The organism is Brumicola pallidula DSM 14239 = ACAM 615 (genome assembly GCF_000428905.1).
GTDB classification, from domain to species: domain Bacteria; phylum Pseudomonadota; class Gammaproteobacteria; order Enterobacterales; family Alteromonadaceae; genus Glaciecola; species Glaciecola pallidula.
This window is the reverse complement of the sequence record NZ_AUAV01000013.1, coordinates 121731-134984: the sequence shown is the minus strand read 5'-3', so window position 1 is coordinate 134984 and position 13254 is coordinate 121731. Positions and strand designations below refer to the sequence as shown.

Sequence of the window (13254 nt, the reverse complement as noted above, 5' to 3'; positions counted from 1 at the left end):
TTATTTTGCTCCTTCGGGCTGCAATGTAGTAAACAAGCTAGATGAACGTTGTGAAACAAACTCTCGCACATTATCGTCGGTTAGCTGATTTACTATTTCGGCTATGAAAGCGAGGCTTAATATTCGTTTAGCCTCGGCCTTTGGTATACCCCTAGATTGTAAATAAAACAATGCCTCATTATCAATCTGACCTACTGTGGCGCCATGTGAACATCTCACATCGTCAGCGTAAATTTCCAGTTCGGGTTTAGTATTAATAGTCGCAAAATCTGACAGTAGTAAATTTTTATTACTCAGTTCCGCTAATGTTTTTTGGGCGTCGGGATGAATATGAATACGGCCATTGAACACGGCATTGGCTTCGTTGTCCACCAGACCTCGAAAGACCTCATTGCTGGTGCAATTGGGTACAATATGTTCCATGCAAGTGTGGTTATCGATACTTTGCTGGTGGCGACCGTAGAAACTACCTCGGATATCCGCGCTCGCATATTCGCCTCGCAAGGCCACAGTAAGATCGTTACGTTTTAGTTTTGAGGCTAGGCTAATTTGATGTTGTTGGTAAGTACTATGAGCGCTTTGTCTTACGCGATGACTGCATATACTGGTCACACTCTCATCCAGTTGCAGACGGCTATGCGTGATATATGCGTGGTCATTAACAAAACATTCAATCACAGTATTAACCATTCCTGTATGCTTTAATGGCGCATCTTCATGTTCGATTATGGTCGCCGTACTGCCTGTTTCAGCAATAACTAGCAATCGCATCATACTGGTTTTTGGCTGTTCACCTATCGTCAGATTGACAATGTAAAAGGGCTTGTCAACAACACAGTCCTTCGGAATATTGATCAGCAAACCGTCTTCGAGTTGCGCGCTGTTTAGACTAGAAAAATAGTCATGGTAATAGTTATGACTGGTATCTAGATGATCTACAATTAATTGTTGCTGAGCTTTGCTAGCTGCAGAGAACAAAACACTATAAGGGTTGCTATCATGTTGTGACAATTGACTAACGAACACGCCATTCACAAAAACCAGGCGATACGCGTCAAGGCCGTCGATAAAAGACTGCTCAAGTAATTCATCGATATCCTCTAGACTTTTCGAATCAAGTTCTTGCATGCTTTGCGCGTCAAGTTGGTCATTAGCTAACAATTTTTCAAGCTTCAGATATTTCCAATCTTCAGTTTTTCGCGTCGGTAATTGTAGCACTCTTAAGCGCTCGCTTGCGGCATCACGAATTCCTTGTAACCACGGATTTTTTTGAGATCGTTGCGCGCCGCTGAAGTCGTTTGTTACTAGCTTTAGATTATTCATTGTTAAACCTTAAGTGGATTTGCTGATTGCTCAGTTCCACTTTCTAACCAACTGTAGCCTTTGTCCTCTAATTCTAATGCCAGCTCACTGCCACCAGATTTAACAATCTGACCGTCGGACAATACATGCACAAAATCAGGCTGAACGTAATCTAACAAGCGCTGGTAGTGAGTGATCAAGATAAAGGCACGATCCGGGCTGCGTAAGGTATTGATACCATCGGCCACAACTTTGAGTGCATCGATATCTAAACCTGAGTCGGTTTCGTCAAGAAGACACAGCTTTGGCTCTAACATGAGCATTTGCATAATTTCGTTACGTTTTTTCTCACCACCTGAAAAGCCTTCATTGACTCCGCGCTTAAGAAAGTCGGTATGTAAATCAACCAGCTTGCACTTTTCACGAGCCAGTTTCAGAAATTCAACAGCACTTAAAAGCGGTTTATTTTGATAAGCGTGCAGACACTCAAGGGATGTTTTTAAAAATTCAAGATTGCTCACTCCAGGGATTTCAACCGGATATTGAAAGGCAAGAAAAATGCCTTCGCGAGCGCGATCTTCAGGCTCAAGAGCTAATAAGTCCTTGCCCCCAAAAGTGATGGTTCCCGCGGTTGCTTCGTATTTATCACGACCTGCGAGTACATTGGACAATGTACTCTTACCGCTCCCATTGGGGCCCATAATTGCGTGGACTTCACCTGGTTTAACGTCAATGTTTAGGCCTTTGAGGATTTCTTTGCCATCAACGTTGGCTTTTAAATTTTTAATGTTTAGCATCTGGTACCTTTTATATATTCTAGTAAAGTCTTTATCAGCGTGTTGCTATACCTGATATCTGTATCATGAATTTGGGTTAATTTTGCTTGGAGTGCTATCCGACAGACCCTTCTAGGCTGACCTCTAACAGTTTTCCGGCTTCCATGGCGAATTCCATTGGTAGCTCTTTGAAAACTGATTTACAGAAACCATTAACAATCATTGATACTGCTTTCTCAGGATCTATGCCGCGTTGTTGGCATAGGAATAACTGATCGTCACTTACTTTTGATGTGGTTGCTTCATGTTCGACTATTGCACTTGGATTTTTGCTTACAATATAGGGGAATGTGTTAGCAGCACATTTATCGCCAATGAGTAGTGAATCACATTGAGTGAAATTACGCGCACCCTCTGCTTTTGGCGATATGCTAACTAATCCACGATATGAGTTAGACCCTTTGCCAGCAGAAATACCTTTCGAAATAATTGTACTGCGAGTATTGCGACCAAGATGGATCATCTTTGTCCCAGTGTCAGCCTGCTGTGCGTTACGCGTTAGGGCGACTGAGTAAAATTCACCGACACTATTATCACCGAGTAATACAACGCTTGGGTACTTCCACGTAATTGCGGAACCGGTTTCTACTTGAGTCCACGATACTTTTGCATCGTCATGGCAGATACCGCGTTTGGTCACAAAGTTATAGATACCACCTTTACCGTTTTCATCACCGGGATACCAATTTTGGACGGTCGAATATTTGATTTGTGCGCCTTTTAGAGCGACTAACTCAACCACGGCTCCATGCAGTTGATTTTCGTCACGCGATGGTGCGGTACAACCCTCAAGGTAGCTCACATAGCTGCCCTCGTCAGCAATAATCAAGGTTCGTTCAAACTGCCCAGTGTTCATTTCATTGATCCGGAAATAGGTCGACAATTCCATGGGACATTTAACGCCCTTGGGAATATAGACAAACGAGCCGTCACTGAAGACAGCGCAGTTAAGTGCCGCATAGAAGTTATCGTTAACCGGGACCACAGAGCCTAGGTATTTTTTAATTAATTCTGGGTGTTCGATGACTGCTTCTGAAAGTGAACAGAAAATTACGCCGGACTCAGCTAGTTTTTCTTTGAAAGTGGTGATGATAGACACACTGTCAAATACGATGTCAACGGCGACACCAGCAAGTGCCTCTTGCTCATGCAATGGGATGCCTAATTTTTCATAGGTTCGCAGCAATTCAGGGTCAACTTCGGCCAAACTTTTAGGCGCATCTTCTTGGCTTTTCGGACTTGAGTAGTAAGCAATGGAATCGAAGTCGATTTCTGGATAATTAACTTGTGCCCATGCTGGACGCTCCATCTCTAACCATTGTCGATAGGCATCTAGACGCCATTCCAACATGAACTCGGGTTCATTTTTTTTCGCTGATATTTTTCTAATGACATTTTCATTTAATCCAGGATCAAATGTCTGCATTTCAACATCGGTGATAAAACCAGCTTCGTATTTGGAATTAATACGCTCATCAATAACAGTGTTATCGCTCATAGTGATCAACTCTCTTTATATAAGTTTGAAAAGTAATTTGAAAAGTAAATAGTGCTGAGTTACATCGTCACTCCTATGATTCTGATTTAACTTAGTGAGACTCTAACGCTATTAATGATACCAATTTAGTAATGTATGTTACCCTACATCATTGTGATAATCAATACGACACTAAATTAGTATTTATTGTTATTGTTTTTTGCTATGCAGTGAAGCTAGCAACAGGATAGAATTTCTGATGACAGTGGTTTGATATACAGTGCAAAAAATAGCAAAGTGAGCTTTTATCCCTGAGTAAAAAAGTAACACCACTGGGGTATACTATATTTTTTGTAAGTGCTTAAATAAGAGTCAATTTTTTGAGGGAATCTTTCATGATAAGAATTAGCCGCATGGCAGATTATGCGCTATTAGTGGTATTTAAAATGCGTAGTTGCGAGCAACTAATTACGCAAGAGCGCTTATGTGAGTTGACGAGCTTGTCGCTACCAACGATGCGTAAATTAATGCGAGCACTGACTCTTAGCGATTTAGTAACCTCAGTTAGGGGCCCACGTGGTGGCTATAAGCTGAGTAGTAAACCGGATCAAATATCCATCGCCCAAATTATAGAAGCCATTGACGGACCAATAGCATTAACTGAATGTGCGAAGTCGGACGGCGGTGACTGTCAAATTGCGAGTAGTTGTGAATTAAAAGAGAATTGGAACATCGTTAATCGCGTGATTTCCAATGCACTGCACAACGTTACACTGGACGCCATGGGAACCATGCCCATGGATATCAACCGCCTCAAGTCCGCCTTAACCAAACTACCCAACTAAAACCAATAAGTAATTAAACATCAATCCCAGCAGGTATTTTTACGCCAACTCATTTTCTGTTGCTTGGCATAGAGACCAAGGCTTTTGTTTTGGGCAGAGGTTGCTGATGTTTGCCAAGTAAAATATACACAAAACAACATAAGCTAATGCCAATAACCAATGCGCCAACCCATTGGATCTTAATAAATTGCAGGCTAAATAGTACGGTCAGCAGCATCATTAAAAAGGCATGTAAGCCTATGTATTTGTACCTACCAAAGCGCGCGACAGTTAAGTTCAGGTTGTCAGAGTACAAGCGGATTAACGAGTCGAGGGAATTTATCACAAAAACAATGCCCACGAAAACCATGGCCAGATTGATAAACCCAGTCGTCTGCAAGCCTTTTAAATGGAAGACGTACAGCACACTAAACCACAGTCCGATGGAAAGGGAAGGCCAGATAAGCATGCATAAAAACAATTTTAGCGTGCTCATATTGCCTACAAAACGGGCCGTAAATTGGCCAATCATAATACTCCAAGCAAACCACCAAAATAAATAAAATGCGTGATAATCATTGATCGGTAAAATAAATCGGTCTAAATGTGCGAAGTAGTTGGTCAGCAGTGGCAGGGTACTCAGGTAGTCCGAAGCTGACACTTTGTCGGACAGCAATGCAACGCTACCCAGCCCGATAATGAGAGCAAAAAACAGCCCACCTGACGACAAACTTAGAATTTTAACAAACTTAATATCCGTGCTTGAGTAAACTGAAAACAAAATAGTGGCACCGACAATGAGTGCGTAGTACCAGGGAAAGCCATCACCTGCGGCAATCTCAGGTAAATACCAACTTAAGTTGGCAAACAATAGGTGAGCAGTAAAAGCGCAGGTGCCGATAATGACAATGTTGTTGCTCCATTTAACCAAAGCAATTTCAAAAAACTTAACTTTAGGCTCAATTGCACAAAAGTAAAAGCAAGTGACAAAATAGATTGCCCAGACTAGGAAGCCCCAGAAGCCAAATTCAATCGCCAATGGGTTAGTAAAAGCGTATTCACTGTTTTTTTGGATATCGGCATACACCGGAAATTCCGTCAGTGGGAACATAATCAGCCCCACATCTAGGCCAGAGGTAAACAATATGGCAACAAAGGTAAGCGTTGAAACGGGGTAGCGGCCATTAAGCTTGAGATTACCCCAGCGGGCTAAAATAAACACCACCATAGCCATAAAAAACAGCATCCCTATGCTGACCAGCGTTAACACGTCAGATCCCGCTTTACTTGCTCGCCGCGCTGTCGTTGTTGCCATTGCGGGTCTTTATAAACAGCAACATCGGTTGGCGGTAACACTTGCTGCTTTATAATATCGGCGGCTCGCTCAGCAACCATCATAGTAGGGCCATTGAGGTTACCGTTGGGCGCAGTAGGGAAAACTGACGAATCGACAATACGCAGCCCCTGTAAACCACGTACTTGCATTTGTGCATCAATCACGGCCATCTCATCATCAGCGGCGCCCATACGGCAAGTACCGCAAGGATGATAAGCGCTTTCAACTGTCTCGCGCACGAATGCATCGATTTGCGCATCAGTAACAATGTCAGCGCCGGGCTGGATCTCATCACCCCGATAATCATCCATGGCTGGTTGTGCAATAATCTCACGCGATAACCTAACACAGGCGCGAAATGCCTCAATGTCATCTGTATGCTGCAAATAATTAAATTGAATGCGAGGTGGGGTAAACGCATCAGAATTTTGTATTTTTACTGAGCCGCGGCTTTTTGGCTTATTGTGTCCAATATGTAACTGGAAACCATGGCCGTTAAACGCCTTTTTACCATCGTAACGCATGGCTGCGGGTAGGAAGTGATATTGTAAGTCTGGCCATTCAACACCTTCTTTAGAACGAATGAAACCACAGGACTCAAAGTGGTTAGTTGCACCTAATCCGGTCTTAAATAAAATCCAACGGACACCAATGGCTAGCTTACTTAATGGGCCTAACTGACTGTTTAGCGTTATAGGCTGTGTGCACTTGTACTGAAAGTAAAATTCGAGGTGATCTTGCAGGTTTTCGCCCACACCAGGGAGTTCATGTTGGGTTGCAATACCCGCTGCCGAAAGAGTCTCAGTGCTGCCAATACCGGATAACTGTAAAATATGCGGCGAACCGATAGGGCCAGCACTTAATATCACTTCTTTATTAACCAATATTTGGGTTTTGCCGTCGCCTTCAACTAATTCAACGCCCACCGCTTGCTTACCTTCCAGTAACACTTTAGTCACCTGAATACCGGTTTTCACGGTCAAATTAGGTCGTTGCATAGCCGGTCGTAAATAGGCGTTAGCAGTTGACCACCTTACCCCTTTTTTAACCGTCATGTGCATAGCACCGAAGCCTTCCTGCTGGTAACCATTGTAATCCTTGGTTGTCATATAGCCTGCATCTACCCCTGCGTTGACAAATGCTTGATACAAGGGATTTTGCATATTATTACCGTTATTAACCGCTAACAATCCGCCTTCAGAACGATAATCATCAGTGCCAAAAGCCCAGTCTTCGGCCTTTTTAAAATAAGGTAAACAATGCTGATAATCCCAGTTTTCTGCGCCATGAGTCTGCCATTCATCGAAATCCTGCGCATGACCACGCACATACACCATCCCGTTAATAGACGAAGAGCCACCCAAGACTTTGCCTCGCGGGCAGTGCATTTCACGGTTATTCAGAAAAGGCTCTGGCTGGGAATGAAATTGCCAAGCATATTTTTTGCTATTCATTGGGATCGATAAAGCCGTCGGCATCTGAATAAAGATGCTGCGGTCTGAGCCGCCGGTTTCCAGTAATAAGACCGAAGTAGCTGCATCTTCGGTCAAGCGGTTAGCCAGCACACAGCCGGCTGATCCCGCTCCCACAATAATATAGTCGAAGTTATCCGTGATTTTAGACGACATTAGAACGGACCTTCAAGTTTTTCCATGCCGACATAAATTGATTTAGTCTGCGTGTATGACTTGAAGCCTTCTATCCCATTTTCACGACCAATACCGGATTGCTTATAACCACCTACCGGCATCTCTACAGGGGAGTTGCCATACGCATTAATCCAGCAAATACCCGCTTCTAATTGCGCTATCACGCGGTGGGCACGGCGTAAGTCCTGACAGAAAATACCGGCCGCAAGCCCGTAAATAGTATCATTGGCGCGTTGGATTACTTCTTCTTCGGTGTCAAATGTCATTACAGACATGACCGGTCCAAAAATTTCTTCGCGTATAATACGCATATCGTCATTACAATCGGTGAAGATGGTTGGCCCCACGAAATAACCGTTTTCACAGCCCGGTGGTTTAATACGTTCACCTCCGAAGGCCAGCGTTGCGCCCTCATCCTTGCCTGACTCAATGTATTCCAATACTTTTTGCATATGACTGTTGGAAATCAGTGCGCCTAAGTTGGTTGTTGGGTCTAATGGATCGCCGACACGGACATTATCTCGGGTACGCACCAATAGACGTTCCATGAAGGTGGCATAGCAATCTTTGTGCACAAATACCCGCGTTCCATTAGTACAAACTTCACCCTGTGTATAAAAGTTCGCCAGCATGGCACCCGTTACAGCCTCATCAATATCGGCATCTTCAAATACGATTAATGGCGACTTACCGCCGAGTTCCATGGTTACCGTTTTCAGTGTGCCTGCGGCTGCAGCCATGACTTTTTTGCCGGTTCCGACTTCGCCGGTTAAGGATACTTTAGCGATTGCCGGATGCTGAACCAGATAGTTGCCAACGACCCCGTCTCCCTGAATGACATTAAATACACCTTCGGGCACGCCGGCTTGAATAAATATTTCAGCCAATAGGCTGGCACTGCGAGGTGTTTCTTCAGATGGCTTGAAAATCATACTATTACCCGCGGCTAAGGCCGCCGCGGCCTTCCAACAGGCTATTTGCAGAGGGTAGTTCCACGCCCCTATTCCTAAACAAACGCCGAGTGGTTCGTGTCTGGTATAAAAGAAATCATTACCGACGCTTTGCTGTTCGCCCATCACTGAGGTGGATAAATTAGCAAAATACTCAATTGCGTCTGCACCGGTTTGGACATCAACCTCTACTGCTTCTTGCCACGGCTTTCCGGTGTCGAGTACTTCGATTTTGGCTAGTTCATCGTTGCGCTCTCTGAGTATCGCGGCGGCTCGTTGCAGTATCCTAGCGCGTTCTATAGCCGGCGTTTTAGACCAGATTTTAAAGCCTTCCTGAGCACTTGTTACGGTTTGTTCTAAGAGTGTTTCACCTGCTGTTTGAACAGCGTAGATTACTTGACCGGTGCTTGGATTGATAACGTCAAAAAAGGCGTTGTCACTGTTGTCGACATGGCGACCATGAATAAAATTTTTAAGTAATGTAGAAGGCAACGATAACTCCGATTGGTGTTGGTAAATTTTTAAATAACAGTGGGCTGTTCCAGCACACTGTTGATGTATTTTTTACAGTATCCTTTCGCTTGGCTAAATTTTTCTTGATTGGCCCGACTTAATGCACAGCGCAACCAAAAACCATCGATTAATGCAGCGGTGACTTCGGCAGCATCGTGAGCCGTTTTAGGATCTAATAATTGTTTAAAGCTGTAACGTAAATTGCTCACAAGACGACGCTTATTTATCTCTTGTAGGCGATACAAGTTGGGATCATGCATAGACTGTCCCCAAAAACTTAACCAGGTCTTAGTACTAGAATCGGCCTTTTGTATGCCTGAAAAATTCAAGTCAACAATCTTCATTAGCCGGTCATATGGGTTATCTGGCGAATACTCTATTTTAAGTTGAGAAAGCAGATACCGAACAGAAGCTTCAATCAATGCCTGTTTACTACCAAAATAATGACTAATAATGCCAGACGACATCCCTGCTCGCTTTGAAATAAGATTTATAGTCGCGCCTTTTAAGCCGACTTCAGCAACAACATCAATCGTCGCGTCAATCAGTTGTTGACGACGCATTGACTCCATTCCTAGTTTTGGCATTCCTTTCTCACATGATTAATTTATTAGTAAGGTTCCAGCGTTGATAGCCTGAACCGATGTTCGTTAAGCACGTCACCGGCCACATCGTAAAGGCCTAAAGTGACGACGGGATCGTCTTTTCCCCAATCAACATTCAGCGCACCATAGTTAACCTTACTGGTAAAATTACCGATGCGGTGTTTGTTTGGACTCACGTTTTTCCATTCCTGGGTCAAACCAGACGAGGTGATTTCCCATAATGGATAATCTAGGTCTTCATCATAGTAGCTGACTTCACCCCAATGAGTATCACCACTTATTAATACCACCCCATTCACATTATGTTTTTTAATAAGCGAAAACAAACGCTGGCGGTCTGCGGGGAAATTAGCCCAAGATTCCCAGCCCGTAAAGTCAGCCAAAAGCTGCAGGCTAGATCCTATCACTTTTATGCGTGCTGGTTTTTTAAGTTCTTGTTCCAGCCACAGCCATTGTTTTTCTCCAATCATACTGGCGTTTGGATCGCTGTGAACGCTGTAAGGTCCCATGTTCTTAGGTTCGCGAACGTTAGTATATTCTTCACTAGTTACATGAGCAATGTCATCTCGGTTCCAGCGAAGATCAGGTAAAATTACGTGGATACTTTCATCGCCTTCTCCATATTGATAGGAGGTATAAATACCATCTTCTCTGGTTCTACGCGCCGAATTCTCAGGCTCATCCCAGAAATTAAGCATAATTTGGCGAGAGGCTTCTTTCTTTGGATATTGCTTACCGGCATCGTTAGCACCGAAATCATGATCATCCCAAATGGCGATTAACTCAGCCTGTTCTTTTAACTTTTTAAAACCGGGTTTTGCGCCCAGTTTGTCATATTTGCTCTGCAATACCGCCATGTCTTCAGTATCGCCGTAGACGTTATCTCCAAGAAAGATAAAAACCTCAGGTTCGTCGTCGACAATACTACTAAAAATTGGAATATCTTTATCTTGATGTGAGCACGAACCAAATAAAATACGACTTGGTGCACCAGCTGAAACCGCAGTGGTGAACAATAACGTGCAAATTGCTAATAATCTAAACATGCGTTTTTTTACCCTATTATGCTAGTGAAGTAGCCACATACAGTTGTTACTGCATGTGGCCTTTCTCACGTTTTTTTACGTCACGTTTTTTACATTACGTTTTTTACATTACGTTTTTTACATTACGAACTTGGCGTTAAATGTCGCCGTTCTTGGGGCACCTATCCAAGCTGCGTTAGGCGCAATTGTGCCAAGGTAGTTTTTGTCAAAGACATTGTTTATTGTGAAGCTTAGCTCCATACTTTGAATGGCTCCAGCAAATTCATATGCTGTTTTACCCACGTACAAGTCACTCACTACATAAGAGTCAGTTTCCTGCGTATTGGCTTGATCTAAATAACGTTCACCAACATATTTTGTGCTAAAACCTGCATAAAAATCGCCTTTGGTATAGTCAAAGCTAACCACGGCCATATCCTGAGCACTTCCTAACACGGTGTTGCCAAGGAAGCCTTTGTCGGTATATGTAGAGTCATTTTTAGTATAAGAAACATAAACACCCAGACTATCAGTCAGTCTATAGTCTAACGATGCTTCGATACCGTCCGACTCGACACCTCCGTCGTTAACGTATCCGCCGGCAGCCGCTTCTAAGAAGTCGATGCCGTTGACATCTTCATTACTGATAAACGTGATCCGGTTTTCAAACTTAATGTTGTAATAGGTCAAGCTGGCGTTAAAACCAGGTGTGGAGTAACGCAGACCAAAATCGATGTTATCCGCTGTTTCCGGCTCTATTTGGCTCACGTCAGTGTCGTCAAGCTCTAATACGCCATCTTTTATTGCGGCAAAGTTCTCAGCGTAACCACCAAATACTTCCAAGCCGCTCAAGGGTAAGGGGGCAACAAATCCAGCTGATATTAAGGCGTCTGAGTCAGATGACACGTTCAAGTTATTTGCTGGTACAAACTGATCTTCCTTAGTAACGTCAACGTTGAATTTCTTAGCACCTAAGCGAAATTTAGCAAAACCAGTATCTATCTCGTTTTCAATATAATACATCAGAGTCTCGACTGGAAACTCTCGACTATACTGGATCCAGTAAGGCGTGTTTTCATAACGTGGGCCAGTTGCCGCATCGATGGTTTTATGCCAGCTACGGTTCTCATCGCGCTGATAATCTTCATACCATAAACCACCGCGTAACGTATTTGGCATACCCGCAATCGTGGTATTCCAAATTAAGTCGGCGTTTACGCCGTAACGCTCTTTACTATAATTACTATGACGATTTGAACTGACAGGCATAGCACCTTGTTCATAGCAACCAGGATCGATTTCAGGTCCGCCACCGCCATAAGGGTAACCGATAGAACTGACACAGCCGGCGTTAGGTGACAACGACTCACCGTCACGATTAACAAAATAGATGCTGCCCGCTGATGAGCCACCGAAGGCTGTGGTCGAATTATCTAGCTCGGAGTGCGGATTGCCTGCGCCGTCATCTGTGACGTCGGCCATGTAGTACGGCATCCATTTACCCATACCTTCGTTTTTATGGTAATAAACGTTGGTGCTAACCTTAACTTCACTGACCATGAAGTCTGCTTGTAAATAACCAAAAAGGTTTTCACGCTCAGTACCCCAAGTTTTACGTAACGCTTGGTCTTGATAAGGCACGCCCGTAAAGGTTTTGATGAGGCCATCCCAATTAGGATCTTGCGCATATTGTTCAAGGCCATAAACACGCTGGTAGGTATATTCTACAGCATCGTCGTAGCTCAAATAACCAGTTAAATCGACGTCGCCAATGCGACTGATTATTTTACCCTCAGCATGATCCCGTGAGTTAGTTATTGAACCGTCCATATAGTCATCATTTTGTTGCGTTGATATAGACACCCATGCAAATGTGTCCTGAGCAATCTCTCCCGTATCGTAACGCGTGTAAAATTTGCGTGCGTTGTATTCACCAAGAGTAGTGCTGACGGTTAGTTTCTCGTCGAAACTAGGGCGTATTGTTGTGAAATCAAGCGTGCCGCCTAGCGCTTCGTTGGAACGCGAGCTAATGTCTGCTGTACCTTGAGATACTTCAATACTGCGTAAATTTTCAGTATCGATATAACGGCTGGCTTTTGTACCACCGCCGTAGTTAGAGTTGCCGTTGGAAATGCCGTCGACGGTCATACCAATTTGCTGAGATGCAAGATCCAGTTGAAATCCACGCATGGAAATACTGGTTGACCATTCGTCTGATCCAAAGGGGTCGCCTTCGTTCACTAATACACCAGGCAGGTTATCGATAATAGATAGTGCGCTGGTCATAGGAGTCTGCTGCTTTTTCATTTCCGATGAGACGGTGCTGTTTGCATAAGAAAGGCTGCGGCCGGTAACTTGAATAGTTTCTATTTTTTTTTGTTCGGTATCCGCTCGCTGTTCTTTACTATCTTCTGCGATAGCGGACAGGGAGGTTACAGATATTGCTGATAATACAGATAGTGCGATCACGCTGTGCTTCATAGGCAAATGAGGTTTCATAAAAGTTCCTGTTGAATGTATTTTAGTAAACGTTCTTGATGTGTGGGAATAATATGCCAACCACGGTTATATTAATTGAACGTTCAATTAATATCAAGTTTGCTTGATTTTCCGGTTAATAAAATCATTAAAAGAGTCTTTTTTACATTCTGATAGCATACCCATATTATGGAATTTATAATCTGATGTAAGCTATGTTTGGCGGGGTTTTTATAGCAGTTCGAAAGCCTATTTAAAG

At 43.5% G+C, this 13254-nt stretch carries 10 protein-coding genes; 1 reads left to right on the top strand and 9 read right to left on the bottom strand.

What is annotated here, in order from left to right; translation table 11 throughout:
- The 3 genes from sufD to sufB all read right to left on the bottom strand — a co-directional run bounded on the left by sufD (position 1) and on the right by sufB (position 3636).
- Complete coding sequence (gene sufD, locus G399_RS0105235; RefSeq protein WP_006008101.1) at positions 1-1323, bottom strand: Fe-S cluster assembly protein SufD; 1323 nt, start codon at positions 1321-1323, stop codon at positions 1-3.
- Positions 1324-1325: 2 nt separating this feature from the next.
- Positions 1326-2099, bottom strand: a complete 774-nt coding sequence (gene sufC / locus G399_RS0105230; protein ID WP_006008103.1) for a Fe-S cluster assembly ATPase SufC — start codon at positions 2097-2099, stop codon at positions 1326-1328.
- A gap of 94 nt (positions 2100-2193) precedes the next feature.
- Positions 2194-3636: a Fe-S cluster assembly protein SufB gene (gene sufB / locus G399_RS0105225; RefSeq protein WP_006008105.1), complete on the bottom strand. Its 1443-nt coding sequence runs from the start codon at positions 3634-3636 to the stop codon at positions 2194-2196.
- 374 nt (positions 3637-4010) lie between these two features.
- Here sufB and G399_RS0105220 point away from each other — a divergent pair, with 374 nt between their 5' ends.
- The gene (locus tag G399_RS0105220) at positions 4011-4460 is read left to right on the top strand and encodes an SUF system Fe-S cluster assembly regulator (RefSeq protein ID WP_006008107.1); all 450 of its coding nucleotides are present in this window, start codon (positions 4011-4013) and stop codon (positions 4458-4460) included.
- A 49-nt stretch (positions 4461-4509) separates the two neighbouring features.
- Here the strand turns inward: G399_RS0105220 and G399_RS20245 are convergent, their stop codons facing one another.
- From G399_RS20245 to G399_RS0105190, 6 genes are all read right to left on the bottom strand, one after another.
- Positions 4510-5754, bottom strand: coding sequence for a BCCT family transporter (locus tag G399_RS20245; RefSeq protein WP_226988896.1), 1245 nt, complete (start codon positions 5752-5754; stop codon positions 4510-4512).
- Positions 5703-7403, bottom strand: a complete 1701-nt coding sequence (gene betA, locus G399_RS0105210; protein WP_006008111.1) for a choline dehydrogenase — start codon at positions 7401-7403, stop codon at positions 5703-5705. The genes G399_RS20245 and betA overlap by 52 nt, the downstream gene beginning before the upstream one ends.
- Positions 7403-8866 (bottom strand): betaine-aldehyde dehydrogenase, encoded by a 1464-nt coding sequence (gene betB / locus G399_RS0105205; RefSeq protein ID WP_006008112.1) that lies wholly within the window; start codon positions 8864-8866, stop codon positions 7403-7405. The genes betA and betB overlap by 1 nt, the downstream gene beginning before the upstream one ends.
- Positions 8867-8895: 29 nt before the next feature.
- The gene (gene betI, locus G399_RS0105200) at positions 8896-9474 is read right to left on the bottom strand and encodes a transcriptional regulator BetI (protein WP_026843490.1); all 579 of its coding nucleotides are present in this window, start codon (positions 9472-9474) and stop codon (positions 8896-8898) included.
- 23 nt (positions 9475-9497) lie between these two features.
- Positions 9498-10538: an alkaline phosphatase D family protein gene (locus G399_RS0105195; protein ID WP_006008116.1), complete on the bottom strand. Its 1041-nt coding sequence runs from the start codon at positions 10536-10538 to the stop codon at positions 9498-9500.
- Between the two features lie 117 nt (positions 10539-10655).
- On the bottom strand, positions 10656-13016 hold the full coding sequence (locus G399_RS0105190; protein ID WP_006008118.1) for a TonB-dependent receptor domain-containing protein: 2361 nt from the start codon (positions 13014-13016) through the stop codon (positions 10656-10658).
- Between the last annotated feature and the right edge of the window lie 238 nt (positions 13017-13254).

Bases quoted from the DNA above. Each gene is read 5' to 3' on its own strand.
- betA (WP_006008111.1), bottom strand. From the start codon at position 7,403: ATGTCGTCTAAAATCACGGATAACTTCGACTATATTATTGTGGGAGCG.
- betI (WP_026843490.1), bottom strand. From the start codon at position 9,474: ATGCCAAAACTAGGAATGGAGTCAATGCGTCGTCAACAACTGATTGAC.
- G399_RS0105195 (WP_006008116.1), bottom strand. From the start codon at position 10,538: ATGTTTAGATTATTAGCAATTTGCACGTTATTGTTCACCACTGCGGTT.
- sufD (WP_006008101.1), bottom strand. From the start codon at position 1,323: ATGAATAATCTAAAGCTAGTAACAAACGACTTCAGCGGCGCGCAACGA.
- G399_RS0105220 (WP_006008107.1), top strand. From the start codon at position 4,011: ATGATAAGAATTAGCCGCATGGCAGATTATGCGCTATTAGTGGTATTT.
- G399_RS20245 (WP_226988896.1), bottom strand. From the start codon at position 5,754: ATGGCAACAACGACAGCGCGGCGAGCAAGTAAAGCGGGATCTGACGTG.
- sufB (WP_006008105.1), bottom strand. From the start codon at position 3,636: ATGAGCGATAACACTGTTATTGATGAGCGTATTAATTCCAAATACGAA.
- sufC (WP_006008103.1), bottom strand. From the start codon at position 2,099: ATGCTAAACATTAAAAATTTAAAAGCCAACGTTGATGGCAAAGAAATC.
- G399_RS0105190 (WP_006008118.1), bottom strand. From the start codon at position 13,016: ATGAAACCTCATTTGCCTATGAAGCACAGCGTGATCGCACTATCTGTA.